Source organism: Nonomuraea sp. NPDC049750 (assembly GCF_040659625.1).
GTDB lineage: Bacteria > Actinomycetota > Actinomycetes > Streptosporangiales > Streptosporangiaceae > Nonomuraea.
This window is the reverse complement of the sequence record NZ_JBFANB010000003.1, coordinates 576,778-603,317: the sequence shown is the minus strand read 5'-3', so window position 1 is coordinate 603,317 and position 26,540 is coordinate 576,778. Positions and strand designations below refer to the sequence as shown.

Below are 26,540 nucleotides of genomic sequence, written 5' to 3'. Positions count from 1 at the left end.
GCACGTGAGGGGTTCTTTGACACCATACCCACGAGTAGGTGCACGCTCGCTATGGAGGCAGGCCACACATGTTCATGCGGATCGACCACATCGGTATCGCCTGTCACGACCTTGACGCCAAGATCGCGCTATTCTCGGACACGTTCGAGCTGACCGTCGTGGCGCGCGAGGTGAATGAGGAGCAGGGGGTCCGGGAGGCCATGCTCCACATCGCCGACGGCGAGGGCGGGAGCTCCTACATTCAGTTGCTGGAGCCGTTGGCCCCCGACACGCCGGTGGGAAAGTTCCTGGCGAGACGGGGCGAGGGGGTGCATCACGTGGCGTTCGGCGTGCCGGACGTGGCCGAGGCGATGGATCGGTTGGCGGGCAAGGGTGTGCGGCTGCTCGATGAGCGCCCGCGACACGGCTCGATGGGGTCGGAGATCGCGTTTGTGCACCCCAAGGACGTGGGAGGAATGCTCACTGAGCTCGTACAGGCCACCGAGTCCCCAGCAAACCCCAAAACCGCTCGTATGTAACTAGTCACGCAGATAGTCGGACGGGGCTTCTCAGGCGGCACTGGCGGAGTACGCTGGCTTTCCACCGGACAAGGCGCCTGCCGCGAGGCACAGGCTCCTGGCTCGGCTGTCCCGAACCCCCCGTCCGGCCCGTGTAGCCGTCTCGACAACCCAGGATCGAGCCTCCATGCAGTCCGACATCGACGCCCAGCTCAACAATTTCTTCGAGGATGCCCCAGCACGCGAGTTCGACGTCGTGCTGCGTGGTTATGACCGCCACCAGGTCCACGATCATCTGAAGCAGCTCGACGGCGAGCTTCGCCAGTCCCGCGAGCAGGTGACGTCCCTGCAGCGCGATCTATCCGACTCCCAGCGCCAGTTGCAGGAGCAGGAGCGTCCGACCTACTCGGGTCTCGGCGCCCGCATCGAGCAGCTGCTGCGCCTGGCCGAAGAGCAGGCCACCGAGCTCGTCCAGGCCGCGCGGTCCGAGGCCAACGAGATCAAGGCCGCCGCCAAGGTCGAGGCCGCCGACGTACGGGCCGCCGCCGAGGCCGAGGCCGCCGACAAGCGGGCGCAGGCGACGCGTGAGAGCGACGAGATGCGCACCAGCGCCGAGCGCGACGCGGAGGAGACCCGCTCGACCGCTCGCCGCCTGGCCGACGAGCTGACCAACACCACCGAGCGCGAGGTCGCCAAGCTGCGGGCCACCGCCGACCACGAGGTGGCGGAGAAGCGCGCCGACGCCGAGCGCGAGATCGCCAAGCTGCGCACGACGACCGAGCGCGAAGTGGCGCAGCTGCGGGCCTCGACCAAGCGCGAGCGCGACGAGGTGCTGACCACCGCGAAGCGGCAGGCCGACGAGATGCGGGCGCAGGCTCAGCGGGTGCTGGAGGAGTCCGAGGCCAAGCGGGCGCAGGACGAGGCGGAGTTCGAGATCCAGCTCGCGTCGCGGCGTGAGGAGGCCGAGCGCCAGGAGGCCGAGCGCCACGCCACCGCGCAGGCCAACACGCAGAAGCTGGTCGCCGAGGCCGAGCAGCGCGCGGCCACGGCCGAGTCGCGGGCCACGAAGGCCACCCAGCAGGCCGACCAGACCAGGCGCGAGGCCGACCTGCACGCCAAGCAGCTGGTCGCCAACGCCCGCAAGAGCTCCGAGACGATCGTCGCCGAGGCCAAGTCCAGCGCCGACACGATAGTGACCGAGGCGAAGAACGACGCCGAGCGCACGCGCACCGCGATGCAGCGCCAGGTCGACGAGCTCACCCGCCAGCGCGACAGCATCACCAGCCACCTGGCGCAGCTGCGTCAGCTGCTCGGTGGCGCCGCTCTGCCGGGCATGGAGCCCGAGCCCGCCGTCACGGCGGCTCCGCCGAAGCCGGCGATCGCGGCAGCGGCCCCCGCACCGGCCGGCGACAAGCCCGCACCGGCCCCCGCCAAGGCGGAGTCCAAGGGCGAGGACGACGCGGAGTGGTGGCAGGAGTAGCCGTCACATATCCGACTACACGGGGGTGGGCTGACGGCTGAAGAGAGCCTGGTGACCTTGGGGTCGCTAGGCTCTCTTTGTTATTCCGAACGGCATGTGTCGTGGTTTGTCGCAATTCCCAGGAGACCCCCGTGTCAGCAGAAGCCGAATCCCCTGCCGTGGCGGACGTCGCCAAGGCGCCGTCGTACGCGCTGCCGCTGTCCCGGGGACCGTTCACGTTCGGGCTGATCGGCGGGCTGGGCGTGCTGACCGCGATCGCGATCGCGCAGATGGTCGTCAGCTCGTTGAGCGTGATCGTCCTGATCGTGGTGGCGATGTTCCTGGCGGTCGGGCTGAACCCGGCCGTGGAGGCGTTGCAACGGCGCGGGCTGGCCAGGCGGGGGGCGATCTCGATCGTGTTCGCCGGGGTGATCGTGGCGTTCGCGCTGTTCGGGCTGGCCGTGGTGCCGCCGGTGAGCAAGCAGCTGGCCGAGTTCATCGCGGCCGTGCCCGGCTACGTGACCGAGCTCAGCAACCATCCGACGCTCCGGCAGCTCGACGCCGACTACCAGATCCTGCCGAAGCTGGCCACGTTCGTCACCAGCGAGCTGGGACCCTCGCTGGCCAGCGGGGTCGTGGGGGCTGGGCTGGTGGTGCTGGACGGCGTGTTCACCACCGTGACGCTGCTGGTGCTCATGCTCTACTTCCTCGGCTCCCTGCACACCATCAAGTCGTACATGCTCAAGCTGGTCCCGGCCTCCCGGCGGGAGCGGACCGGTGAGATCACCGAGCAGATTCTCGACGGCATCGGCGGCTATGTCGCCGGCAACGTCCTCATCTCGGTCATCGCGGGCGTGCTGACCTGGATCTTCCTGTCGATCGTGGGCGTGAAGTACGCGCTGGCGCTGGCGCTGGTGGTCGCGCTCACGGACCTGATCCCCCTCGTCGGCGCCACCATCGGAGCGGTGCTGGTGACGGGGGTCGGGCTGCTCCAGTCGCTGCCCGTGGGGATCGCGTGCGCGGTGTTCTTCGTGATCTACCAGCAGGTCGAGAACTACCTGATCTACCCGCGCGTCATGAAGCGCTCCGTGGACGTGGCGCCGGCGGTCACGGTGATCGCCGCGCTGTTCGGCGGCGCGCTGCTCGGCATCGTGGGCGCGCTGGTGGCCATCCCGGTCGCGGCCGCCATCGCGCTGATCATCCGCGAGTTCGTCCTCCCCCGCCAAGCCCGCGCCTGACCGCCTGTCGGCCCGCTGCGGGCCGACAGGCACGGCACGAGCCGACGGACGCGGCACGAAGCCCGACGGATGCGGCACAGAGCCGCCAGACGCCGCACGAGCCGTCAGACGCGGTGCGGGCCGTCAGACGCGGTGCGGGCCGTCAGACGCGGTGCGGGTCGTCAGACGCGGTGCGGGCCGTCAGACGCGGTGCGGGTCGTCAGACGCGGTGCGGCCGTCAGCGAGGTCGGGTGGCGCCGCCGAGTTCGGTGTCGAGGAACTTCGCCACGGCCGCGTTGAACGCCTCCGGCTGCTCGACCGCCGTCAGGTGCCCGGCCTTCGGGATGATCTCCAGCCGCCCGTCGGGTACGGCCCGCGCCATCGCCTCCGCGTCGGCCACGGTCGCCAGCTCGTCCTCCTCCCCCACCACGACCAGCAGCGGCACCTTGAGCGCGGCCAGCGTGTCGAAGGAGTCGGGCCGCCGGGCCATGGCCCGCTGCGCCCACGCCACCGCACCGGGTGGAGCCGACTGCACGAGCCCCTTGACCCGGCCGAACACCATGGCGCGGCGCTCCTTGGTGGTCGGCCCGATGAGCGCGGGCAGCACCTCGGACACCAGCACCGCGCTGCCGTCGGCCAGGACCGCCTGGGCGATACGCTCCCTGTTCGCACGCGCGGGCTCGGGATCCGGGCTCGCCTTCGTGTCGGCGAGTATCACGCCCAGCACCCGGTCGGGATGGCGACGGCAGAACGCCATCGTCACGTAGCCGCCCATGGACAGGCCGCCGATGACCGCCCGGTCGATTCCCTCCGCGTCGAGCAACCTGGCGACGTCGTCGGCCATGACCTCGACCGACGGCTCTTCCTCCCCCAGGCGCGACCCCCCGAAGCCGCGCAGGTCAGGCGTGATCACACGACATGACCTGGCCAATCCTTCGCGCTGTGCCAGCCACATGGCCGACGAGAGCGGAAAGGCGTGAAGCAGTACGACCGGGAGTCCCGTACCGGCTGATCTCGTGTAAAGCTGCACGGACGATACGGTAGACCTCTTCGCCTCGACAATCACTGCACGGCTTATGCCGATATTCGCCGCTGTGCTGACCGCTTTCTGTAACACCAGTCTTTTTTACGGCCGGCAGTGGCCGGCCCCACCCGCCATACGCGGCCGGACCCCCTCCAGGGAAACGCTCCTCCGGTTCCCCGGCTGAGCGCCGTGACGTGCGCGTTCTTGACCATCCCTGCCCTATCCGATGGCCGTGGCGCCCCCATCGATGAACAGCACCTGACCCGTCATATAGGCAGCAGCCGGACTGGCCAGAAAAACCGCCGGGTGCGCCATTTCCTGCACCGTCCCCCAACGACGCATCGGGACACTGGACACCGTCGCCTCGTTCGCCGCCGCGTCTTCCCACAGGTTCCGGTTCAGCCCCGTGGCCGTCCACCCCGGGCACAGGGCGTTGACCCGCACCCCGGCCCGCGCCCATTCCACGGCCAGAGTCTTGGTCAGCGCCACGACGCCCGCCTTCGCCGCCGCATAGGAGGCGAGGAACGGCGCGCCCAGCGCCGCCACCGACGCCACGTTGATGACCGAGCCGGTGCCCCTGCCCAGCAGGTGAGGCGCCACCGCGTGACAGACCGCCATGGCCGAGTCGAGGTTGAGCCGGATGATCTTGTCCCAGCCGGACAGGCGCAGATCCTTGAACTCGACCAGGAAATTCGACCCGCCCGCGTTGTTGACGACGATGTCGAGGTGGCCGAGCCCGTCGATCGCTCCCGCCACGGCGTCCACGGCCGCGTCGCGGTCGGTGAGGTCGGCGGGCAGGACGACGGCGCGCCGGCCCAGCGCCTCGACCTCCTTGGCGACCTCGGCCAGGGCGTCGGCCGAGCGGGACACGAGCGCCACGTCGGCCCCCGCCTCGGCGTAGGCCAGCGCGATGGCCCGCCCGATCCCCTTCGACGCCCCGGTGACCAGGGCTTGCTTACCGGTGAGATCGAACGCGCCCATGGGAGCCTCCTCGCCTCGGAACCGAACAAGATTCTAGGGGCCAAGGGTCCGGGAACGCCACCGGCGCGGGGCTGCGAGAGCCCCGCGCCGGTCCATCATCGGCTGGCCAGGGTGCTAACCCAAGCCACCCAGGATGGTGTCGATCGTGTCGATGACGTTGTCCACGATCTTCTGGCTTCGGGCGCCCAGCTCGGCGATCGCGCCGGACCTCCTGGTCAACTCGATCTCCTCATTCCTCCAGAGCTGCTTCTCTCCCTGCCCGGCGCCGGCGCGCTGCGGGAGGTTCGTCGGCGGCCGACCTTCGGGGTACATCCTGCCGTTGCCGTAAACGGTGTAGGACTGGGTCGGCTGCGTGGTGCCGTCGTTGCGATAGACCTGGCTCGGTCTTGGCTGTGCCGGCTGCCGGCTCGCCCTGGGCGGCGACTGCCGCTGTACCGCCCGTTGGCTGGTCGGCCGGTGCGCCGGACGCTGCCGTGCCTGCTGGATCCCGCGCGGGAGCCGGCCGGCCCGGTGGTTTCGCGCCCTGGCCGCCGCCGCGGCCCGCCTCTTCGCCGCCGCTTCCGCGGCCTCCCTTCTGGCCTGCCGTTTCGCCGCCGCCGCGGCCCGTCGTCTCGCCGCCGCGGCAGCGGCCTTCTTGGCCTTCTCGGCCGCCTTCTTCCTTGCCGCCGCCAACGCCTTCTTCTTGGCCGCCGCCGCGGCCTTCTTCTTGGCCAGCTCCAGGGCCTTCTTCCTGGCCAGTGCCGCCGCCCTGCGTTTGGCCGCCGCGATGGCCGCGCGTCTGGCCGCCGCCCGTGCCGCCGCGAGTGCCGCCCGCCTGGCCGCCGCCTGGGCCAGCTTCCTGGCGATGATCCGGGCCGCGATCCTGGCCGCGATGCCGACGGCGATCCAGAACAGCTGCCCGTCGGGGTCGCTCATGGTGACGGGGCTGTTGTTGGCGTAGGCGTAGGCGTTGAGCTGCTGCGGGTCCTCCTCATCGATGATGGGGTCGACCGACAGGAAGCGGCCGTTCTTGGCGTCGTACTCGCGGGCGCCGAGGTGGACCAGCCCGGTCGTCGGGTCGTTGCCGCCGCCGACGAATCCGCGCTGTCCGGGCCACCAGGGTGGCGGCGACCCCCGGTCCTCGCCGAACGGCGTCATCCTCCTGATGGCCAGCTCACCGGTCCCGGCGTTGACCGCGGCCTGTCCGGTGCCCTGGTGGTCGTTGGCCAGGAAGTAGACCTGGTTGTCCGGTGTGCGGACCGCGATGGGCTGGTCGTTGATGGTGTAGTAGCGGGTCTGCTCGACCGCGTCCTTGGCGAAGTCGAAGCGCAGCTCCATGTCGTCGACGTACAGGGTGGCGTCGGTCGTGGTCTTGCGGAGCAGCCGCTCGCCGTCCGCGTCGTACACGAACGAGGTCGTCTTGCCCGCCTCCGTCACCGACTCCAGGTTGCCCTCGGCGTCCCAGACCAGGGATTGGTCGGAGTTGCCGACCTTGCGCCTGGTGGTGTTGCCCGCCTCGTCATAGGCGAACACGTCCGCCCCGACGCTCTGGAGCGCGTGCGGCTGCTTGCCGCCCGCCGCCGGGTAGGCGGAGGTGCGGACGGATTCGGCCGCGCCGCCCCAGGCGTGCTTGGTCTCCTTGGTCCGGTTGCCGGTGGCGTCGTAGGTGTAGCTGGTCGCGTAGGGGGCCACACCGCCGATCTTGTCCGACTGCGGAGTGCCGCTGGCGCAGTCGTCGGTGGCCGTCCACGCCGAGGTCATGCGGCGCAGATGGTCGTACTTGAAGCACTGCGTGTCCTGACCGCCCGCCCGCTCGGCGATCTTGGTGACGTTGCCCACGGCGTCGTAGGTGTAGTTGAGGTCGAGGTCGGTGGCGGCCGCGCTCTCCCTGTCCAGCCGCATCCTGGTCAGCCTGCGGGTGGCCTCGTCGTGGGTGTAGGTGAGCCAGGTCTTCTTCCCGCCGGTGCCCAGCTCGTACTGCAGGGTCTCGCCCAGCTTGGAGTAGCGGGTCGCGGTCACGTACGACGACAGGCCGGTGACCTTGGTCGGCTGGCTGAGCTCGTCGTAGGAGTAGACGACCGACTCCTCCGCCAGGCCGCCCGCTGCCGGGAAGCTGACGGACTGGACCTGGTCGTCGAGCGTGTAGCGGGTGTTGAGCTGGTACGAACCGGCCAGCTTGCCCTCCCGCTCGGGGACGGTGACGGTCTGGCGCAGCGAGCGGTAGCTCGTGTCGATGGCGTTGATCTCCGCCTTGTACGCCTGCCCGCCCGCGTAGCGGATGCTGGCGTTCAGGTGGCCCTTGGCCAGCGCGTCGTACTTCCACTCGGCCAGCAGCGGACCGGTCGCGGAGCCGTCACGCAGCTCCTTCTTACGGCCCAGCTCGTCGTAGCCGTACCAGAGGGTCTTGCCACGGGCGTCGGTCGTGGTGACCAGCTCGTCGGCGTCGTTGTAGGTCATCGAGGTGACGCCCTTGTCGGGGTCCTCGGTCTTGATCTCCCGTCCGCGCAGGTCGTAGTGGTGGCGCCACACGTTGCCCGCGGGGTCGGTCACGGTGGACAGCTGTCCCCCGGGGTCGTAGGTGTACTTGGTGGACTCGTACTCGCCGGTCGGGGTCGCGCCCTTGTACTGGCGCAGCTCGATGAGGCGGTCGTCGGCGTCGCCGATGCGGGTCGTCGCGGTGCCACCGGGCGGCGGCGTCACGTGGATCCGGTCGCCCTCCTGCGTGGCGCTGACCCGGTACTTCTCCACGCCCTTCGCCTTGAGGACCTGGGCGTTGACGTCGCCGGCCCCGTCGAAGGACGACACCACCTGGGTCGGCACGTCGGCGTCGGCCACCGCGAGCAGATCGGTGGACGGCGTTCCGGTGGCGAAGTAGCCGGTGTTGGACTTGGCCGCCTCGCCGAGCGAGTTGTAGACGGTGTCGGTGATCGTGCGCCCGTCACGCAGCGCGGGGTCCTGCGTCTGGTCGTCGCGGGGCGCGGGCTCCTGGGTCTGGCGCTCGCGCATCAGACCGTCGTACAGCTCGTGGCTGGTGGTGTAGCCGCCGTCCGCGCGCAGGGTCTTCGTGGTGACGACGCTGGGGCCGTCGTTGCGCATCAGGTAGGAGTACTCGGTGTTCGGCGTCTGCCCGGCCGACTTGCTCCGGTCGGGCTGCCAGACCTTGACCAGGCGGCCGAGCGCGTCGTGCTCCATGTCGACGCGCCGGTTGTTCGCGTCGATCTCGGCGACGGGCTCGCCCCAGGCCGGTTCGAGCAGGGTGCGGTCGACGTGGCCGAGCTGGTTGGTCTCCGTGATCTCCGTCGCGGGCGCGCCCGCGGTCGGGGTGTAGGTGGTCACGGACTTGGTGCCGACCGCGTCGGTCTCGCTGGTCTCGCGGCCGTAGGTGTCGTAGGTGTGGGTGCTGTCGGTGGTCGTCGTGCCGTCCCCGGTGGCGAGCTGGACGGCGGTCACGTCGCCCTTGCTCGGCGCCTGGCCGTACGCCTTGCCGTCGTACTGGACCCGCTGGTCGGAGATCACGTCACCGGCGGCCAGCGCGGACACTCCGGTGCCGCAGCCGGCGGCGACCTTCTGGATCCTGCTGGTGTAGTCGAGCATCCAGGCCGTGTCGTTGCGGGCGTAGGTGTAGCGGGTGCACTGGTCGTCGTCGGCGCTGGCCAGGTCCCCCTTCTCCTCCACCTGGGTCAGCAGGCCCTTGGCGTCGTACGCGCGCTCCTCGCCGGTACGCCGCCACTTGCCGCCGCTCAACGCGGTGCGGGTGACCATCGACTTGGGCTCGACCGCGTACGCGGTCTTGGTGACGCCGCCCTGCGTGGACTCGGCGGTCTTGAGTGACCACGGCTCCTCGGCGGTCGCGGTCAGGATGGCCCCGCCGTCGCCGTCGTAGAGGATCTCCTCCCGCTCGAACCCGGACAGCTGGTCGAGGTCGTCCAGCTTGCCGCCCTCGGTGTCCACGACCTGCGCGCTGCGCTTGGAGCCGTCGGCCTGACGGTCGCCGTCCATGCCGCGGAAGTACCTGAACTCCGTGAGCGTGCGCTTGGTGTCCTGGCCGTCGCCCTCCCGCACCCGTACCCGGCCGAACCCGCGCCAGTCCGACCAGGTGCGGTGCTCGGGCTTGACGAGGATGTTCTCGGCGTAGCGCCAGGCGCCGCCGTCCAGATACTCGTAGTCGGTGACCACGTTCGGCGAGCCCGCGACCCGGTCGGCCTCCACCGTCTGCGTCACCACGTACTTGTGGAACCAGTCGGTGACCTCGGCCTCGTTCGGCGGGGCCCAGCGCTGCGGGAAGCAGCGCCTGTTGTTCTTGTCGGCGGCCGGCAGGTCGCCCGGCTTGCAGTCGGCCGGGGCGTAGTTGACGCGCAGCTCGCCGCCGCTCTCGTTGTTCACGCCCTGGACGCGCCACTTGACCAGCGGGGCGCGGCCCTCGTTGGCGTCCACCCTGTTGGGCAGCTGGACACCGGTAAAGGTGATCTTCGGCAGCGTGATCGTGCCGCCCACGTGGCCGCTCTGCTGGATCGAGGCCAGCCACAGCGACGGGCTGAGGCCGTCACCGGTGGCGGGGAACTGGTGCGTCAGCGTCCAGGAGTCCACCGGACAGTACTGCGCGCCGCCGCACTTGGCGGTGTCGGTGTTGACCACCTGGGTGGTGACCTTGGACAGCCGCTTGCGCGTGAAGAACGTCGGCGACAGGCGGTCGGTGCACTTCACACCGGAGTCGCAGATCTGGTCGAAGGGGACATCCGGCCAGCTGCTCGCGGTCTCCTTCTTGAGCTGGTCGGCGGCGCAGGTGATCGTCCCGCTGGGCAGGCAGCGCTCGGCCACGTCGAAGACCACGCGGGCCGCGGGCGCCTTGGTGAACAGCTCGTTCTGCAGGTAGCCGTAGTCGATGCGGGTGAGGTAGCCGCTGCGCGCGTACAGGGTGCCCAGCTCGGGCTTCATGTTGCGGCCGTAGTAGTTGTTCTCCAGGGCGTACCAGTAGGTGGTGGCGTTGCCGTGGGTGTCCACCGCGTAGTCCAGGTTCCACCGGTAGGCCTGCTGGCACCAGGCGTTGGCGGGCGTGCTGTTGTAGCAGGGCTCGCCGCTGTTGTTGCCGAACACCGGCACGGTCTGGACCGACTTCGTCTCCGGCTTGCCGGTGGCCCAGCCGGGCAGGCGGTTCAGGCCGAAGGTGAACTGGGTGCCGTCGGCGGTCGTGACGCGCCAGTACTCACCGTTGTTGTCGCCGTTCACGGCTCCGGTGAGGTATTCGATCCGGGTGCCGTCGTCGCGCTTGGGGCGCCACAGCTTGGTGGTGGCGTCCTTGACCAGCTCGACGGCCGAGTTCCCGAGGGAGAGCGTCGCGTTGTCCTGGTCCCAGCACAGGTCGCCGGTCTTCTTGCCGTCGATCATGCAGGACTTGTAGCGGCGTTCGACGTAGCCGCTGGGGTTCAGCTCGAAGCCCTCACCGGCCCAGGAGGGCTGGTTGTTGGTGGAGGCGGTACGGCCGTCCACGCTCTGGGAGGAGTAGTCGATCGACAGGTCCGGCTCATCACCGCCCAGCGCGGGGGGCGCGCGCAGCTCGTAACCCCAGCTGAAGTCACCCGACTGGGCGCCGACGCTCCACTGTGCCGAAGGGGCGAGTGAGGTGGCCGCGTGATCGCCGGACGAGCCCGAAGGGGCCGCCGTCAGCGCGTACATCGCCGGCATGTCCACGTCGGCGGTCAGCGTGCCCGCCTTGGTGTCGTTGTCGCCCGGCACCGGCTGCGGCTGCGGACAGCCGGTCGCGGTGGCGGTCAGTACGCACTCGTCCAGCCGTACGAGCCGCAGCCGGGCGCCGTAGTCGCCGCCGGAGGCGTAGCGGAAGCCCGAGTAGTCGATCGCCAGGCGGGTCTTCCCGCTCTTGGCCGCCAGTCCCTGACCCGGTGAGACCCGCAGGGCCAGGCCGAGCAGGCCGGCCCGCTGGGTCTGGGCGGGGTCCAGCAGCTCGACCCGGGCGGGGGTGGGAGAGGCCGCCGCCTTGGCGGTTTTCGTGCCCGCCTTCGGGGCGGCCAGGCGGATCGGGAAGGTGTCGGCGCCGAGCGTTCTGGCCTGCGCGTCGCCGGTCGTGGTCAGCTCGACCGTCTGCGCCTTCGGCCAGGTCGTGCCTGGTGGCGCCTTCCACGCCTGTTTCTGCGCCGGATCGGCCTGCGGCGGCAGCACCGGGACCTTCTTCCCGGTTACCGGCGTCTCTTTCTGCACGTTCGGCGCGGAACGGGTCGCGGCCTGGGCGGGCATCCCCGACACCAGTGTCGAGACCATGACCACGGTCAGTGTGGCCGCCAGCCGGCGGGGCCACGACGACCGTTTCGCGGGTGTCTGTAAACGATTCCAGTAGGCTTCCGGCAGGTCTAACTCGCTCGGTTGATCCATTTCGACCTCTCCCGGTCTATGGGGGGTTACTGGGCGGCTAGGTCTATGGGGGGATTACTGGGCGGCTAGTTGGGAGATTTGCTCGGCGTTGAGGACACCGTCATAGGTGCGGACGTCGTCCACGGTCCCCGGCCAGTAGCCGGCGAAGACGCCCGCGGTCTTGGCCCGGCCGAGCTGCAGCGGGCCGGTGGCGTTCCACGCGCTTACGTGGTCGGTGATGGTGCTGGTCGACAGGCGGCCGTTGACGTAGACGCGCAGCTCGCCCTGGAGCGGGTCATAGACCCCGGCCACATGGGTCCACTCCATCGGCGCGGGTACGGCGTCGGAGCGCGTGCGCACCAGCGCGGCGGTGTCGGTGTCGGCGGCGGCCATGCCGAGCACCCACCGCCCCTGCTCCTTGTCGAAGCCGAGCTGGAAACCGCTGGCCCGGGTACCGGACTGGGAGACAGCGGCGGCGTCACGAGTCGGCAGGTAGTCGAGCTGCGTCCAGACCGCGACGGTGAACCCGGCCTTGGTGTTGACGGCGGGCGCGCCGGCCTGCGCGTGGCCGTTGACCCCGTCGAGCGCCAGGCCGCCGTCCAGCCAGCCCTCACCCCAGGTCGCGGCGCCCGCCAGTGTCGCGGCCGTGCCCTTGCCGGAGGAGTCGGCGGCGGTGGTGCCGGACTCCTCGTCCAGCTTCCAGTGCCCGACCAGCGTCGCGGCGCTGTTCACCAGGTCGGCGACCTCGTCGGCGAACATCGCCCGCCCATAGACGCGGACCTCGTCGAGGTCGCCGGGCCAGAATTCGGCCGCCGCCCCGTTGACCGTCCCCCTGCCGATGGCCAGCGCCCCGGTCGCGTCCCACGGCTGGGTGAACGGGACCGTCGACTCCAGCCGTCCGTTGACGTACAGGGACAGCTCCCTGGCCGCCGCGTCGTAGACGCCGGTGAGGTGGGTCCACTCGCCGAGCCTCGGCGCCGCCGCCGACAGCGCGCGCACGCTCTGCGCCCCATCCGCGTCCGCGACGGTACGGCTCAGCGCCCAGCGGTCGTCGGCCTTGGAGTACTGCAGCGCGAAGCCGCCGGCCCGCGTACCGCCCTGGCTGACCGCTGTCGCGGTGGCGTTCGCGCTGGTCAGCCGGGCCCAGGTGGTGACGGTGAAGTTGCCCTGGGTGGACACGGCGGGGCCGTTGGTCTGCGCCTGGCCGCTCACTCCGTCCAGCCGCAGGCCCAGCCCGGTCCTGCCGGTCGTCCAGGTGGCCTGGCCGGACAGGGTGGCGTGGTGGGCGCTCGTACGGTCGGCGGCCACGGTGCCTTGGCCCTCGTCGAGTGCCCAGTGGCCGTCGGGGCCGGTGCCCGCGTTGACGTTGAACAGGTAGGTGCGGATCGGGCCCTGCTGTCCGGCGCGGTCCTTGCTGCGTACCGACAGCACGTTGGGGCCGTCGTGCCGTGGGGTCAGCTGGATCGTCGCCGTGCCGTCCGTCTGGCCGGCCGCGACCTCCGTCTTCGGCGTGGTGTCGAGCCCGTAGACGTAGGTGGCGACGTCGGAGACGCCGTTGGAGGTGAAGGTGAAGGAGCCGGCCCGGCCGACGCCGTCGTTCCAGCCGCCCTCGGGATACTGCGACGACGTCACGCCCGGCTCCTTGCCGGGGGCGGAGGCGTCGACCGTGGCCTCGCACCAGGGGCCCCAGGCGCTGTTGGCCTTGCCGTCCTCAGCGCGGACCCGCCAACGGATCACCGAACCGTCGGCGTAGGCGCCCGCGGGAATCTGCGCGTAGAAGGCGCTGCCCGTGCTCTGCAGCCCGGTGACGTACTCGCTGACCTTCACACCGGCCTCGGTCCACCACTCGAACCGGCCCTTGACCGAGTTGTCGACGTCACGCAGCTTGGCCCACAGCTTCGGCGTCGTGCCGCCGATGACCGGCCGCGCGTCGCCGGAGACGCAGGCGCCTCCCGGGTCCGACCACATGTCGGCCGCGACGGGCGCGGACGGCAGCGAGTTGTACTCGATCACCAGGCTGGGGTTGTTCTTGAACTTCTTCCAGCCGTAGTTGTCGCCCTCGTCCGTCGCCCTGAGCCCGATGGTGATGTTGGGCCAGCTCTTCGCGGCGGCATCCACGACCTGGCTGGTGACATTGAACTCCACGCCGCCGGGCAGGCAGGACGATCCCCAGCCCTTAGCCACGTTCTGGGTGTCGAGGAGCTTGACCCACGTCGGCTGCTTGTTCCAGGTGGTGGCCTTGCTGATGGAGTTGGTGGACCAGGCTTCGACCGGCCGCTTGGTGCACGAGTAGGACCACGTCTCGTACGTCCGCAGCGTCCCCTTGATGATCTGCTTGCCGTGGATGGTCGAGCCGGTGTTCATCTGGAAGAACGACCTGTTGGTCTGCCCGGGGACGTGTCCCGCCCTGGCGACGTCGTTGGCGTTCAGGAAGTTGGAGGTGGGGTTGTTGCTCCAGACGGAGGTCCACGCGCCCCGGGCCGCCGAGAAGAACGGGTCGAGGTAGACGGGATAGCGGGTCGCCGGGTCCTCGATCATGCCGCGGTGCGGCTTGAGCAGCAGCTTCTTGCCCACGAGCCGCAGACCCATCACCTCGTGCCGGGCGTCGGCGGGTGATCCTTCCCCGGCGGCCAGTGTGCGCGCGGCCGAGGATCCGGAGGAGTCCCACATCATCGGCGGCGAGGCGGTGAAGATCGTGCCGCCGTTCGCGTCGTTGGCTTCGAGGTTGCCGCCTTCGGTGGACTTCATCGACAGGCCGGTGGTCGAGATCGGGAAGCTCAGCTCGGTCAGGGCCTTGTTCTCGGCCGCCGCCCGCGACTTGACCACCAGGAGATGCGAGAAGCCGTCGACGTCCGCCTTCACCTGGAGGTCCACGCCCGGCAGCACTTCGGCGTAGGTCGCGGTGTCACCGCTCAGCGTCGGCTTGGGCAGTTGCCCCGGCCAGTTGAGTTCCATCGCCTTGCCGCCGCGGGCCATCCGGGCGAGCGGCGCGCCGCCCCCGCCGGAGAACCGGAGATCCACCGAGGTGGCGACCGGGGCGATCGTCCCGTCCGGCTGAAACCGGAGTGCCGCGTCCGCGGCCACCCAGCCGCCCGCCTTGCGGACGCGTACCGGCCGCGCGTACTGCTCCAGGAGGAGGGTGCCGCCCGGCTGGGCGAAGACCTGGCGCGTCTCGGTGCGCATCGCCGCCACCTCGACCGGCCGGCCGTCCCGGCGGGCCAGGGCGAGAGCGGACCTCTCCCCAGGGGTTCCGTTCGTGCTCTGTTCTCGAAGGGTAGTGTCCGTGCTCTTGTGTCGCGCACTGGCGACGGCGTCCAGATGATCAAGGGGCCCTGCCACTACCGCCCCTGCCAACATCACCACGACCAGCCCACGAACTACGCGCATTCACCCTCGCCGCTGCTGAGCAAGAGACGCCACGCAGGTCAGGCCCGCCCGGCGTCTCCTCGATCTTCAATTGACGATCGGATTGTCACCCGGCACAGACGATTCGTCTAGATCTTTCGGCGGATTTCATCAAGAACTGCACGATGTCCGAAAATAATCGCCAACTCAGGCGTCGACGGGCAGCGGGGCCGCGGCCGGGTTCACCCGGCTGACGATCTGATCCAGCACGATGCGTACGTACGGCTCGCCCACCCACAGGTGCTTGGCCCCGTCGACCCCGATGACCTCGGCCTGCGGCACCCGCGCGAAGCGCCGCCTGGCCTCCTCGGGCCGCAGGTAGTCGTCGAACTCCGGCACCAGCGCCACCAGCGGCCGGCCGAATTCGGTCCACGCGTCCAGGTCCTCGTCCGTGGCCCGGTGCAGCGGCGGCGACAGGAGTATGGCGCCCTCCACGAGCGGGTCGCGGGCCCATTTCAGCGTCAGCTCGGTGCCGAACGACCAGCCGACCGCCCACACGTGCGGCAGGTCGTGGTATTCGGCGTACTCCAGCGCCGCCGCCACGTCGAACCGCTCCCCCTCCCCTCCGTCGAAGGTGCCGGAGGAGGTGCCGCGCTCGGAGGAGGTGCCGCGCGTGTTGAAGCGGAGCACGGCCAGGTCGGCCAGGGCGGGCAGGCGGTTGGCCGCCTTCTTGAAGACATGGCTGTCCATGAATCCGCCATGGGTGGGCAGCGGGTGGAAGGTGACCAGTGTCGCCACGGGGGGCCGGTCGAGGGGCAGGGCCAGCTCCCCGACCAGGGTCTGGCCGTCGGCCGTGTGCAACTCGATCGGCTCTCGCCGGGCGGGCAGCACCGTCGCCGCGCGAATCTCCAAGGTCGGTCCCTTCAGTGTGATCTTGCCCCTGGGGGCGGGGGCTGGGGGCGGGAGGTTGGGCCGCTCAGTAGCGGCTGCGGCCGGGGCCGCGATCCAGTCGCTTTCGCCAGCATGCCGGATGCCAGTGGCGGCGCTCGTCGTCGCCCCCGCTCCAGCTCGGCCAGGCCACCAGGTGCGGCTGTCCGCCGCGGATCTCCTGGTCGCAGCCGGGGCAACGGTAGTCCTTGGTCGAGGAGGAGCCGGTGAGCATGCGTACTTTCCAGTCGCCGTCCGGCCATTCCTCCACCCGCTCCATGCCTCCGGGCAGGCCGAGCGGGCGAGCAGACTCCCTGCGGCGGGCGCGGCGCGGGCTCATGGCTCCGCCCGTACGAATGGCTCCGCCCGTACGAATGGCTCCGCCCGTACAAATGGCTCCGCCCGTACGGACATCTCGCCGGCCCCCGCACCCCTTGGGCCGGGGGCGACCACTCCCACCATCGCGAACGCCATGCGTCCAGTTTTCCAGAGCCGGTAGGGTTGGCCGTCATGCGGCTGGTCATCGCGCGATGCAGCGTGGATTACATCGGACGGCTCACGGCTCACCTGCCGATGGCGCCGAGGCTCATTCTCATCAAGGCGGACGGCAGCGTGTCCATCCACGCCGACGACCGGGCTTTCAAGCCGCTCAACTGGATGAACCCGCCGTGCAAGCTCAAGGAGGACGGCCAGACCTGGACCGTCACCCACGGCAAGTCCGGCGAGAAGCTGGTCCTGACGATGGACGAGGTCCTCCACGACTCCAGTCACGAGCTCGGCGTCGACCCCGGTCTGATCAAGGACGGCGTCGAGGCGCACCTGCAGGAGTTGCTCGCCGAGCACATCACGACGCTGGGCGCCGGCTACACGCTGGTCCGCCGCGAGTACATGACGGCGATCGGCCCGGTCGACATCCTGTGCCGCGACGCGGTCGGCGCGACGGTGGCGGTCGAGATCAAGCGCCGCGGCGAGATCGACGGTGTCGAGCAGCTGACCCGCTATCTGGAGCTGCTCAACCGCGACCCGCTGCTGACCCCGGTCCGCGGCGTCTTCGCCGCCCAGGAGATCAAGCCCCAGGCCCGCGTGCTGGCCACCGACCGGGGCATTCACTGCGTCACACTCGACTACGACGCGCTGCGCGGGATCGAACCGGAGAACCCCACGCTCTTCTGATCTCAGCGACGTTCCTGTGTTGACATGTCATGACTAGACATTCTAGTTTTGACCTATCAAGATTGGAGCGTGATATGACGACGCCCTTCTACCTGAGCGGCAACCTCGCCCCCGTCTCCGCCGAGACCGAAGCCCACGACCTCCCCGTCTCCGGCGCCCTGCCCGCCGAGTTGACCGGGCGATATTTCCGTAACGGACCCAATCCAAAGCCGGGCTTCGACCCCGGCCACTGGTTCGGCGGAGCGGGGATGCTGCACGGCGTACGGATCGACCGGGGCCGGGCGGAGTGGTACCGAAACCGGTGGGTCCGCACCAAGAAGTTCACCGACGACGCGCCCTTCATCGGCGAGCGCGGCGTCGACCTGGCCGCTGTCACGGCCAACACCTCCGTGATCCGGCACGCCGACCGGATCTTCGCGCTCGTCGAGAACGGCCTGCCGTACGAGATGACGCCGGAACTGGCCACAGTCGGCCCGTGCGACTTCGGCGGGCGGCTGACCACGGCCATGACCGCGCATCCCAAGGAGGACCCGGCCACCGGCGAGCTGCACTTCTTCGGCTACGGCTACGCCCCGCCGTACGTCACCTACCACCGCCTGTCGGCGGGCGGCGAGCTGGTGGAGAGCCGGGAGATCGAGGTGCCGAAGTCGACGATGATGCACGACTTCGCCGTCACCGAGCACTACCTGGTCTGGCTGGACCTGCCCTTCGTGTTCGAGGCCGGGCGCGCGGGCGGCATGCCGTACGCCTGGGAGGACGGATACGGCGCGCGGATCGGCGTGACGCCCAGACAGGGCGGCCCGACCCAGTGGTTCGAGGTCGACCCGTGCTATGTCTTCCACGTCGGCAACGCGTGGGAGGACGCGGACGGCCGGATCGTGCTCAACGGCGCCCGCTACTCGCGGGAGTCCTTCACCCGGGTCTGGGCGCGCATCGGCAACACCGGCGACCCGGCCAGACACGCGGCCACGATCAGCGCCGCGACACTGCACCAGTGGACGCTCGACCCGGCGTCCGGCCTGGTCAAGGAGGAGGCGCGGGACGACCGGGGCATCGAGTTCCCCACGTTCGACGACTCCCTGCTCGGCCGCGCGAGCCGCTACCTCTACACGGTGAGCCGCGACTCCATCGTCAAGTACGACCATCGGACCGGCACGACCCAGGTCAGGGTGACCGGCGACGACACGGGCGAGGCGGTGTTCGTGGCAGCCGAGGGAGCACGGGCCGAGGACGAGGGCTGGCTGCTGTCGGTGGTCACCACGGGCGGCAGCTCCGAGCTGCTGGTCCTCGACGCGAGCGACCTGTCGGACGTGGCGTCGATCCGGCTGCCGCAGCGCGTTCCGGCCGGCTTCCACGGGACGTGGCTGGCGGAGGGCTGAGCCATGGACCTCGCACTCGTCGCGGACCCGGCCGTCACCGAACTGGCCGGCGAGGTGCTGGCCAGGGCCTTCCACGATGACCCGGTGGTCAGGTGGCTGCTGCCGGACGATCCGGGCACGGCGCTGATGTTCACCACGCTCGCCCGCTACAGCCACGCGATCACCGAGGCCGCCTACGACGCCGAGGGCGCGATGGCGGGGGCCGCGCTCTGGGATCCGCCGGGTCACCAGCCGGACGAGGCCGGCCTGCCCGGCTTCGTCGAGGCCATGGGCGAGCGGGTGTCGTACGGCATGGTGCTGGAGGAGGCGTTCGCCGCGCACCGGCCCGCCGAGCCGCACTGGTACCTGGCGCAGATCGGCACGCTGCCCGAAGTGCGGGGCCGCGGCGTGGGCGGGGCGCTGCTGCGAACCGGTCTGGCCCGATGCGCCGGGCTGCCCGTCTACCTGGAGTGCAGCAAGGAGTCCAACGTGTCGCTCTACGAGAAGTACGGATTCCACGTCACCGAAGAGTTCCGGCTCCCCGACGGGCCGCCCGTGTGGGGCATGTGGCGGGCGGCGTCCTGAGCTGGTAAGTGACGGCTTACCGGTCTAGGGTGACGCCATGACCACGCTGACGTTCGACTCACTGAACCCGGCGACCGGCGAGGTCGTCGGAAGTCACCCCAAGCAGTCCGCCGATGGCGTCCGCGATGCCATCGGCCGGGCCGAGCAGGCCGCGACCTGGTGGGCCGGGCTGGCCCCCGCCGAGCGCAGGCGCCGCCTGCTCGACTACAAGGCCGTGCTCACCCAGCACCTCAAGGAGCTGGCCGGGCTCGTGCACGAGGAGACGGGCAAGCCGGTCGGCGACGCCACGCTGGAGATCGTGCTGGCGATCACGCACCTCGACTGGGCGGCCCGCAACGCGGCCAAGGTCCTGGGGCGGCGCCGCGTCTCGACCGGGATGATCGGCCTCAACCTGGCCGCCACGCTCGAATACCTGCCGTTGGGCGTGGTCGGCGTGATCGGGCCGTGGAACTACCCGGTCTTCACGCCGATGGGCTCGATCGCGTACGCGCTCGCGGCCGGCAACGCGGTCGTCTTCAAGCCCAGCGAGCTCACCCCCGGCGTCGGCGTACGTCTGGCGGAGCTGTTCGCCGAGTCGGTGCCGGAGCAGCCGGTGTTCCAGACCGTGACCGGGCTCGGGGAGACGGGCGCGCTGCTGGCGAAGGACCCGCGGGTCAAGAAGGTGGCCTTCACCGGCTCGACCGCCACGGCCAAGCGGGTCATGGCGGCCTGCGCCGAGAACCTGACGCCGATCGTGGCCGAGTGCGGCGGCAAGGACGCGTTCATCGTCGACGCCGACGCCGACCTGAAGGCCGCCGCCGACGCCTGCCTGTGGGGGGCGATGTCCAACGCCGGGCAGACGTGTGTAGGTGTCGAGCGGGTGTACGTCGTGGACGCGGTCTATGAAACTTTCATGCGCGAGCTGTCGGGCCGGGTCGCCACGGTCAGAGCCGGCGCGGACTACGGGCCGATCACCATGCCGGGCCAGCTGGACATCATCCGGCGCCACATCGACGACGCCACCAAGTCCGGAAAAGTCGTGACCGGCGGCCCCGAGTCGGTGCGGGCGCCGTACGTCGACCCGGTGATCGTCGAGGACGTGCCGGAGGACTCCCCCGCGGTGCGCGAGGAGACGTTCGGCCCGACGATCACCGTGCGGCGCACCCGCGACGCGCGGGAGGCGCTGGAGCTGGCCAACGCCTCCGCATATGGGCTGGCCGGCACGGTCTTCTCCGGAAACGCGCGTCGGGCGACGGAGCTGGCCCGGCTGATGCGCACCGGGATGACGGCCGTCAACTCGGTCATCTCGTTCGCCGGAGTGCCCGCGCTGCCGTTCGGCGGAATCGGCGATTCGGGCTTCGGGCGCATCCACGGGGCCGACGGGTTGCGGGAGTTCGCCAGGCCCAAAGCGATCAGCCGCCAACGTTTCGCGATGCCCGGCATGAACCTGACTTCGTTCAGCAGAGCCCCCGCTGAGCTTGAGCGGCTGATCAGGCTTGTCACGTTCTTGCACGGCCGACGTAAGAGATAAAGTATATGCTCTTTCCCAAAACGGATCATCCGTCCATAATTGTGTGCTCTGGGGGCCACGATCATGTTGGACGGGTGGAATGTGAACCGGTCTTACCGGGGAATGTCGGCTGAGCAAAGGCTGGCGGACAGACGCGAGCGGCTGATGACAGCCGCCTACACGCTATACGCGAAGCCAGGTTTCGTGGCTACGACCATCGAAAGGCTGTGCTCGGAGGCCCGGATCTCGAACCGCGCCTTCTACGAATGTTTCGGCGGCCGTGAGGAACTTCTTCAGGCGCTGCACGAGCGGTGCGCGGAGGAAACCCTCGCAGTTGTGGCCAAGGCGTTACAAGAGGCGCCTGCGACCCTGGACGACAGGATGCAGGCCGGGATTCGCGCGTATATCGAGTTCTCCACGGCCGACTGGCGTCGCGCCCGCATCATGCACCTTGAGGTACGCAGGTCGGGCGACATTCTGACCGCTTCCCGGCAGCGGGCCGTCGACTCCTTCGCCCGGCTTGTCGAGGAGGCGGCGGCGGAATTCCCCCTGGCCGCCGAACCGAATCGGCGCCTGGTGGCGCTCGGGGTTATTGGAGCGCTACAAGAGCTGCTCATCGAATGGCTGCTGTCGGAGGAGCCGCCGTCCATCGACGAACTGGTCGGTGTGGCCGTACACATCTTCGGCAGATCCCTCCGTTCGCGGTGAGGCGCTGATTACGGTTCGTGTTTATCTGGCGATCTGGTAAGGAGATAATCACCAAGCTAAAGGGTGATATCTGAGTTCCAGAAACTACTACCGCGTGTGGGAGTATGGCCGGGGAAAAGAGGGCGAGCAGCGGCTGATCGCTGCTCGCCCCTATATATCGCGACATCCCGGCGCACCCCCGAGCACCCGCCGGGCGCCGCTTCAGGCCACCGCGACTGCCTGAACCTCTACCCGCAGGACCCGATTCAGCCGGGTCACCGCCAAGACCCGCATGATCCGCGGTGGCACCCCCCGAAGAACGAGGTGGCGTTGCACGCTGAGCGCGCGCCGATGCGTGCCCACGAGCACCCCGAGACCGGTGGCGTCGATCATCTCCAGCTTGGAGAGGTCGAGGATCAGGTCGCCCTCGCCGGAGTCGACCGCGTCGTGCAGACGTTCCCGCACCCCCGCCGACGTGCCCGCGTCGAGCCGCGCTCCGATCCGCACCACCTGGGCCTTGGGATTGCCCCGGACGCGCATGCCACCTCCTCAGTCACGCCGCACACCTCACGCGGCGTATTCATACCCTTCCGCAGGGCGTCCGCCGAGGTGAACCCGGCACCGTCCCCCTACCCACGCAGCGGAAGTGACACAACCGCCCGCAGAAGGAACTCCCCATCGCCTGTGGGACGGGCCGTCACCTTGCCGCCGATGTCCGCCAGCCGCTCCCCCATGCCCGTCAGGCCGCTGCCCAGGTCGGACACCTGATGGCGGACCACCCCGTCGTTGCGCACGCTCAGCTCCGCCTCCTCCTCGGTGAAGCGGAGCGTGATCTCGCAGAACGAGGCCGTGCTGTGCTTGAGCACGTTCGTCGCCGCCTCGCGGACCGCGTAGGCGAACACGGGCGCCACGCCGCCGGGCGGCTCGCGGTAGGGCAATCGCAGCTCGCAGCGGACGCCGGCCGCTTCGAGTACGCCTTTCACGCTATTCAGCTCAGCGCTCAGGTCAAGTTCGCGGTAGCCGCGCACCGCCTGGCGCAGCTCCCGCAGCGCCGTCCTGGTCAGTGTGTTCACCGCCACCATCTCCGCCTTCGCGGCGACGGCGTCGGCGCCCGACAGCCGCACGGCCAGCTCGGTCTTGACCGCGATGGCCGAGAGCTGGTGCCCCACGAGATCGTGCAGGTCCCTGGCGAAGCGCAGCCGCTCCTCCGCGACCGCCAGCCGGGTGTGCGCTTCCCTGCCCTCGTGGGCCTGTACGGCGAGCGTGTAGATCCACGCCCAGAACCGGTTGGACGGCGGCAACAGGGCGCACATGACCGCGTAGATGAGGCCCAGGAAGAAGACCGCCCCATTGTCGTAGGGAACGGCGATCGACAGGAGGGGCTGTCCCATGAGGAGGGAGAGGATGCCCAGCCCGGTGCCGACCACGGCCGTACCCGCCGCCAGTCCCACGGCCGCCCACGCGCGGATGCCGATCAGCGCCACCGACACCCAGGCCAGCAGCCCGAAGCCCCATCCGAACGGGTCGGCGCCCCCCAACGCCGCGGCGAGGACGGCGAGAGCACCGGCCGCCGCCACCTCTCTCATGAGGTAGCGGCGCTCCAGGGCGGCGCGGGTGATGCGCAGGAAGAGCCAGGTGAAAACGATCAAGGCGATCGTCGCGGGCACGATACGCAGCAAGGAAACCGTGCCGGTGGCGAGGCCACCGATGGTCGCCAGGGTGATGCCGATCCACGTCATCACGATCATGGAGTTCAGCACGCACAGGGAGATGCGCCGCGCTCGCTTGATCGCATCCATCTATTTCGCGCCCATCTATTTCAGGCTATTTCGCGCTATTTCGCGCGCAGCACGTCGCCGAGCTTGACCCTGGCCCCGGTCCGCAGCACCGCCCGCTCGTACACCTTCGCGCCGAAGGACAGCACGCCCACCACGGCGAGCACCATCAGCACCGTGGACAGCCCGATCTCCCAGAGCGGCACGTCGGCCGCGGCCATCCGCACCGGCATGACCATCGAGGAGAACGGCGGGACGAGCGAGGCGACCTTGGCCAGCGTCCCGGTGGGGTCGGAGGTGACATAGAAGGCCCCGAAATAGGTCACCATGATCAGCATGGTCAGGGGCGACATCACGTTGCTCACCTCCTCCTGCCGGGAGACCAGCGAACTCAGCGCGGCCGCGAGTGTGGCGAAGAAGGCGTAGCCGAGCACGAACCAGAGCAGCACTCCCGCCACGATCCCCGGCAGGCCGGGCGGGAAGTCCACCGCGATGCCTGAGGCGAGCGAGGCCGACACACCGACCACCAGGATCGTGACGAGGTTGATCAGGCCGAGCACGCCCAGGCCGATGATCTTGCCGGCGAGCAGCTGCCACGGCCGGACCGAGCTGAGCAGGATCTCCACGATCCGGCTGCCCTTCTCCTCCACCACTCCCATGGCGACCATCATGACCTGTCCGATGATCAGCATGAAGAGCACGAGGACGAGGACCACGGCGATCCCGGTCCTGGCGGCCTGGTAGCGGGTGTCGGCACCCACGGACACCATCTGGAGCGGCGGGATCGACACGCCCGCGGCGCCCAGCTTGAGCTCCCGGTTGGTGCTCTGCAGCAGCACGCCGAGCTCGGACTCGATCTCGCCGTCGGTGAGCACCTTGGCGTTGTTCACCAGCGCCGCGTCCACGTCGCCGTCGAGCACCGCCTTCCTGGCCGCCGCCTCGTCGGGGAACGCGCGCCACTCGAACTCCGCCTCCGGCAGGGCCGCCTTGAGCGGCAGTTGCTGGGAGTTCACGGTGCCGATCTTGTACGAGTCGGGGCGGTCGAAGACCTTCGGCGCGAACGCCACCGCGCCCACCAGCGCGGCGGTGATGAGCAGTCCGATGACGAAGGCTTTCGTCCGGATATGGGTGGTGATCTCGCGCCTCGCCACCAGCATCACGCTGTTCACGCCACGGCCTCCTTGAAGATCTCGGTCAGGGTCGGCTGCTCGGCGCCGAAGTGCTCGACCTGCCCGGCCTTCATGGCGCGGCGCAGGATCTCCTGGCCGTCGCCGTCGGTGGTGAGCAGCACGTGCCGGTCGCCGGTGACGGTGACGGTGCCCGGCAGGCCGTCGGCCCACCCGGGCGCCGGGTCGCGGACCACGACGCGGAGCGTACGGCTCTCCGCCGCCCGCAGATCGCCGACCGTGCCGCTGGCCACCATCCGGCCCGCCGACACGATGCCGACCGAGTCGCACAGCCGCTCCACCAGCTCCAGCTGATGGCTGGAGAAGATGACCGGTACGCCCCCGCGACACCGCTCCTGCAACACCGTGGCCAGCGCGTCCACCGCGATCGGGTCGAGCCCGGAGAACGGCTCGTCGAGCACCAGCACCTCGGGATCGTGCACCAGCGCCACCGCGAGCTGCACGCGCTGCTGGTTGCCCAGCGACAGCGCCTCGACCGCGTCACCCCGCCGCTCGGTCAGGCCCAGCCGCTCCAGCAGGTCGCCGGCCGCCGTCCTGGCCGCCGCGGCGTCCATGCCGTGCAGCCGGCCGAAGTACTCGACCTGCTCGGCGACCCGCATCTTCTGGTACAGCCCCCGCTCCTCGGGCATGTAGCCGAACCGCCGCCGGTCGTTGTACTCCAGCGGCCGGCCCTGCCAGCCGACCGAGCCTTCGTCGGGCTGCAGCACACCCATGACGATCCGCATGGTGGTCGTCTTGCCGGCACCGTTCGCGCCGACGAACCCGAACATCTCGCCCGCCCGTACGGCGAAGCTGATCCCGTCGAGGGCCACCTTGCCCTCCGGCGCGTCCGGCCCACCGGCGAAGCGCTTACGCAGCTCGCTGATCTCGAGCATCAGATCCTCTCCTTCGTCATGCAAGCAATCGTCTCGGGTGGCGACCCACGCTGGTAGTCGTGGAAATCACCGACGCCGTATGCGCCCCGCGTCCGTTCCGGGTGACTTTTGTCATTACGCTGACCTCATGACGCGTGCCGACAAGGACAAGCCGGTCGTCCTCTCCCGGATCTACACCCGCACCGGAGACGACGGCACGACCACCCTGAGCGACATGAGCCGCACCGCCAAGACCGACCTCCGCCTGGCGGCCTACGCGGACGTGGAGGAGGCGAACGCCCATCTGGGCCTGGCCATGTCGCACGGCACGCTGTCGATGGAGCTGACGGCGGTGCTGATCCGCGTCCAGAACGAGCTCTTCGACGTGGGCGCCGACCTGGCGACGCCGGTCACGGACAATCCGGAGTTCCCGCCTCTGAGGGTCGAGCAGTCCTACATCGACTGGCTGGAGGCGCGGTGCGATGAGTTCAACGAGCAGCTCAAGCCGCTGCGCAGCTTCATCCTCCCCGGCGGCGACCCGTCGATAGCCGGGCTGCACGTGGCGAGGGTCACAGTCCGGCGCGCGGAACGTACGACGTGGGCGGCGCTGGAAGCGCACGAGGACATGAACCCGCTGACGGCCAAATACCTCAACCGCCTGTCAGACCTGCTGTTCATCCTGTGCAGGGTCGCCCACGCGGGCGACGAGATCCTCTGGAAGCCAGGCGGCACCCGCTAGCCCGGTGCCGGGGATCTAGGCGACGTCCAGATAAGCGCTCGGCGGCGCCGATTCGAGCCAGGCCAGAAACCCGGTCAGCGCGTCCGCACTCATCGCCAGCGAGATGTCCCGCGTGGTGCCAGAGCAGTCCACCGCGAAGAACCCGCTGTCCAGCTCCCGCCGCGAGGAAACGACGAGGCCCCGCCTCGCGATAGCGTGGCGGGGCCTGAGTCGCAGACCTATGAGCGGGATCCAATGGAGCTCCCCGTCGGCGTAGCGGGCCACCCCGCGCTGCCAGCCGTGGTCTCCCACGCGCAGGCGGCAGGGCACACTCCCCCGGGAGCGCGCCACCAGGAGCCCGCGCAACACCACCAGGACGGCGACCAGCAGCACACAGATGAGAACCGTCGCTACCAAGCCGCCCCCTTGCATCAAACCCGCATCAAAAACTAGACCTCAAGGATCTAGACCTCAAAGGATCTAGACCTCTTCGCCGGCCGCACGCAGCCGGGCCTTGGCACGCTTGGCCTCGACGGCCGCGTCGGCGTCCGCCTGGTCGGCCTCGATCGAGGCCTGCGCCCGTTCGAGAGCGTCACGGGCCGCCGCGATGTCGACCTCCGAGCCGAGCTCGGCGACCTCGGCGAGCACGGACACCTCGTCGTCGGCCACGGAGATGAATCCGCCGTGGACCGCCGCGACCAGGTCGCCCTTGCCCTCCCGCTTCACGCGCAGCACGCCGCCCTCGACGAGGACGCCGAGCACAGGTGCGTGTTGCGGCATAATACCGATCTCGCCGTCCACGGTCTTGGCAATCACCATGTCGGCCTCGCCCGACCAGATCTCACGCTCGGGCGAGACAACGCCTACTCGTAGCTTCGCCACGTAGGCTCCTTTCCGGACAGGAGTGGGGGTACGGCTCGCG

The 26,540-nt window shown here is 69.7% G+C and carries 21 protein-coding genes; 9 read left to right on the top strand and 12 right to left on the bottom strand.

What is annotated here, in order from left to right:
* Positions 1 to 68: 68 nt before the first annotated feature.
* The 3 genes from mce to AB0J16_RS11220 all read left to right on the top strand — a co-directional run bounded on the left by mce (position 69) and on the right by AB0J16_RS11220 (position 3,194).
* The gene (gene mce / locus AB0J16_RS11230; RefSeq protein ID WP_358537244.1) at positions 69 to 518 is read left to right on the top strand and encodes a methylmalonyl-CoA epimerase; all 450 of its coding nucleotides are present in this window, start codon (positions 69 to 71) and stop codon (positions 516 to 518) included.
* Between the two features lie 166 nt (positions 519 to 684).
* Positions 685 to 1,977, top strand: coding sequence for a DivIVA domain-containing protein (locus AB0J16_RS11225; RefSeq protein ID WP_358537241.1), 1,293 nt, complete (start codon positions 685 to 687; stop codon positions 1,975 to 1,977).
* 131 nt (positions 1,978 to 2,108) lie between these two features.
* Entirely contained in the window at positions 2,109 to 3,194 is a 1,086-nt protein-coding gene (locus AB0J16_RS11220) for an AI-2E family transporter (RefSeq protein WP_358537239.1), read from the top strand.
* 217 nt (positions 3,195 to 3,411) lie between these two features.
* Here AB0J16_RS11220 and AB0J16_RS11215 read toward each other — a convergent pair whose 3' ends face one another.
* The 6 genes from AB0J16_RS11215 to AB0J16_RS11190 all read right to left on the bottom strand — a co-directional run bounded on the left by AB0J16_RS11215 (position 3,412) and on the right by AB0J16_RS11190 (position 16,132).
* Entirely contained in the window at positions 3,412 to 4,203 is a 792-nt protein-coding gene (locus tag AB0J16_RS11215) for an alpha/beta fold hydrolase (protein WP_358537237.1), read from the bottom strand.
* 213 nt (positions 4,204 to 4,416) lie between these two features.
* Positions 4,417 to 5,178 carry an SDR family NAD(P)-dependent oxidoreductase gene (locus AB0J16_RS11210; protein ID WP_358537234.1) on the bottom strand — a complete coding sequence of 254 codons (762 nt, stop codon included), beginning with the start codon at positions 5,176 to 5,178 and terminating at the stop codon, positions 4,417 to 4,419.
* Between the two features lie 114 nt (positions 5,179 to 5,292).
* Entirely contained in the window at positions 5,293 to 11,430 is a 6,138-nt protein-coding gene (locus tag AB0J16_RS11205) for an RHS repeat-associated core domain-containing protein (protein ID WP_358537231.1), read from the bottom strand.
* Positions 11,431 to 11,595: 165 nt separating this feature from the next.
* A complete protein-coding gene (locus tag AB0J16_RS11200) occupies positions 11,596 to 14,703 on the bottom strand; it encodes a LamG-like jellyroll fold domain-containing protein (protein WP_358537229.1) in 3,108 nt (1,035 codons plus the stop codon).
* A gap of 369 nt (positions 14,704 to 15,072) precedes the next feature.
* The gene (locus AB0J16_RS11195; RefSeq protein ID WP_358537226.1) at positions 15,073 to 15,777 is read right to left on the bottom strand and encodes an alpha/beta fold hydrolase; all 705 of its coding nucleotides are present in this window, start codon (positions 15,775 to 15,777) and stop codon (positions 15,073 to 15,075) included.
* Positions 15,778 to 15,841: 64 nt separating this feature from the next.
* On the bottom strand, positions 15,842 to 16,132 hold the full coding sequence (locus AB0J16_RS11190; protein ID WP_358537223.1) for an ATP/GTP-binding protein: 291 nt from the start codon (positions 16,130 to 16,132) through the stop codon (positions 15,842 to 15,844).
* 170 nt (positions 16,133 to 16,302) lie between these two features.
* Here AB0J16_RS11190 and nucS point away from each other — a divergent pair, with 170 nt between their 5' ends.
* From nucS to AB0J16_RS11165, 5 genes are all read left to right on the top strand, one after another.
* Positions 16,303 to 16,965 (top strand): endonuclease NucS, encoded by a 663-nt coding sequence (gene nucS / locus AB0J16_RS11185; protein ID WP_358537218.1) that lies wholly within the window; start codon positions 16,303 to 16,305, stop codon positions 16,963 to 16,965.
* Positions 16,966 to 17,039: 74 nt separating this feature from the next.
* Positions 17,040 to 18,344: a carotenoid oxygenase family protein gene (locus AB0J16_RS11180; RefSeq protein WP_358537216.1), complete on the top strand. Its 1,305-nt coding sequence runs from the start codon at positions 17,040 to 17,042 to the stop codon at positions 18,342 to 18,344.
* Positions 18,345 to 18,347: 3 nt separating this feature from the next.
* A complete protein-coding gene (locus AB0J16_RS11175) occupies positions 18,348 to 18,908 on the top strand; it encodes a GNAT family N-acetyltransferase (RefSeq protein WP_358537213.1) in 561 nt (186 codons plus the stop codon).
* Positions 18,909 to 18,945: 37 nt separating this feature from the next.
* On the top strand, positions 18,946 to 20,418 hold the full coding sequence (locus tag AB0J16_RS11170; protein ID WP_358537210.1) for an aldehyde dehydrogenase family protein: 1,473 nt from the start codon (positions 18,946 to 18,948) through the stop codon (positions 20,416 to 20,418).
* A gap of 63 nt (positions 20,419 to 20,481) precedes the next feature.
* Entirely contained in the window at positions 20,482 to 21,105 is a 624-nt protein-coding gene (locus AB0J16_RS11165; RefSeq protein WP_358537207.1) for a TetR/AcrR family transcriptional regulator, read from the top strand.
* Positions 21,106 to 21,306: 201 nt separating this feature from the next.
* Here AB0J16_RS11165 and AB0J16_RS11160 read toward each other — a convergent pair whose 3' ends face one another.
* From AB0J16_RS11160 to AB0J16_RS11145, 4 genes are all read right to left on the bottom strand, one after another.
* Complete coding sequence (locus AB0J16_RS11160) at positions 21,307 to 21,624, bottom strand: STAS domain-containing protein (RefSeq protein ID WP_358537204.1); 318 nt, start codon at positions 21,622 to 21,624, stop codon at positions 21,307 to 21,309.
* Between the two features lie 89 nt (positions 21,625 to 21,713).
* On the bottom strand, positions 21,714 to 22,883 hold the full coding sequence (locus AB0J16_RS11155; RefSeq protein ID WP_358537202.1) for a histidine kinase: 1,170 nt from the start codon (positions 22,881 to 22,883) through the stop codon (positions 21,714 to 21,716).
* A 35-nt stretch (positions 22,884 to 22,918) separates the two neighbouring features.
* Positions 22,919 to 24,028 (bottom strand): ABC transporter permease, encoded by a 1,110-nt coding sequence (locus AB0J16_RS11150; protein ID WP_358537199.1) that lies wholly within the window; start codon positions 24,026 to 24,028, stop codon positions 22,919 to 22,921.
* Entirely contained in the window at positions 24,025 to 24,921 is an 897-nt protein-coding gene (locus AB0J16_RS11145) for an ATP-binding cassette domain-containing protein (protein ID WP_357942680.1), read from the bottom strand. Before AB0J16_RS11145 ends, AB0J16_RS11150 begins: the two co-directional genes overlap by 4 nt.
* Positions 24,922 to 25,048: 127 nt before the next feature.
* Here AB0J16_RS11145 and AB0J16_RS11140 point away from each other — a divergent pair, with 127 nt between their 5' ends.
* Complete coding sequence (locus tag AB0J16_RS11140) at positions 25,049 to 25,639, top strand: cob(I)yrinic acid a,c-diamide adenosyltransferase (protein WP_358537196.1); 591 nt, start codon at positions 25,049 to 25,051, stop codon at positions 25,637 to 25,639.
* Between the two features lie 15 nt (positions 25,640 to 25,654).
* Here AB0J16_RS11140 and AB0J16_RS11135 read toward each other — a convergent pair whose 3' ends face one another.
* Positions 25,655 to 26,035, bottom strand: a complete 381-nt coding sequence (locus AB0J16_RS11135) for a DUF2550 domain-containing protein (protein ID WP_357942676.1) — start codon at positions 26,033 to 26,035, stop codon at positions 25,655 to 25,657.
* A gap of 63 nt (positions 26,036 to 26,098) precedes the next feature.
* Positions 26,099 to 26,500, bottom strand: coding sequence for a F0F1 ATP synthase subunit epsilon (locus AB0J16_RS11130; RefSeq protein ID WP_225290371.1), 402 nt, complete (start codon positions 26,498 to 26,500; stop codon positions 26,099 to 26,101).
* Between the last annotated feature and the right edge of the window lie 40 nt (positions 26,501 to 26,540).

Excerpts from the sequence above, each read along its gene's own strand:
- mce (WP_358537244.1), top strand. The coding sequence starts at position 69 with ATGTTCATGCGGATCGACCACATCGGTATCGCCTGTCACGACCTTGAC.
- AB0J16_RS11225 (WP_358537241.1), top strand. The coding sequence starts at position 685 with ATGCAGTCCGACATCGACGCCCAGCTCAACAATTTCTTCGAGGATGCC.
- AB0J16_RS11210 (WP_358537234.1), bottom strand. The coding sequence starts at position 5,178 with ATGGGCGCGTTCGATCTCACCGGTAAGCAAGCCCTGGTCACCGGGGCG.
- AB0J16_RS11205 (WP_358537231.1), bottom strand. The coding sequence starts at position 11,430 with ATGGTCTCGACACTGGTGTCGGGGATGCCCGCCCAGGCCGCGACCCGT.
- AB0J16_RS11200 (WP_358537229.1), bottom strand. The coding sequence starts at position 14,703 with ATGCGCACCGAGACGCGCCAGGTCTTCGCCCAGCCGGGCGGCACCCTC.
- AB0J16_RS11190 (WP_358537223.1), bottom strand. The coding sequence starts at position 16,132 with ATGAGCCCGCGCCGCGCCCGCCGCAGGGAGTCTGCTCGCCCGCTCGGC.
- nucS (WP_358537218.1), top strand. The coding sequence starts at position 16,303 with ATGCGGCTGGTCATCGCGCGATGCAGCGTGGATTACATCGGACGGCTC.
- AB0J16_RS11180 (WP_358537216.1), top strand. The coding sequence starts at position 17,040 with ATGACGACGCCCTTCTACCTGAGCGGCAACCTCGCCCCCGTCTCCGCC.
- AB0J16_RS11175 (WP_358537213.1), top strand. The coding sequence starts at position 18,348 with ATGGACCTCGCACTCGTCGCGGACCCGGCCGTCACCGAACTGGCCGGC.
- AB0J16_RS11170 (WP_358537210.1), top strand. The coding sequence starts at position 18,946 with ATGACCACGCTGACGTTCGACTCACTGAACCCGGCGACCGGCGAGGTC.
- AB0J16_RS11165 (WP_358537207.1), top strand. The coding sequence starts at position 20,482 with ATGTTGGACGGGTGGAATGTGAACCGGTCTTACCGGGGAATGTCGGCT.
- AB0J16_RS11160 (WP_358537204.1), bottom strand. The coding sequence starts at position 21,624 with ATGCGCGTCCGGGGCAATCCCAAGGCCCAGGTGGTGCGGATCGGAGCG.
- AB0J16_RS11155 (WP_358537202.1), bottom strand. The coding sequence starts at position 22,883 with ATGGATGCGATCAAGCGAGCGCGGCGCATCTCCCTGTGCGTGCTGAAC.
- AB0J16_RS11145 (WP_357942680.1), bottom strand. The coding sequence starts at position 24,921 with ATGCTCGAGATCAGCGAGCTGCGTAAGCGCTTCGCCGGTGGGCCGGAC.
- AB0J16_RS11140 (WP_358537196.1), top strand. The coding sequence starts at position 25,049 with ATGACGCGTGCCGACAAGGACAAGCCGGTCGTCCTCTCCCGGATCTAC.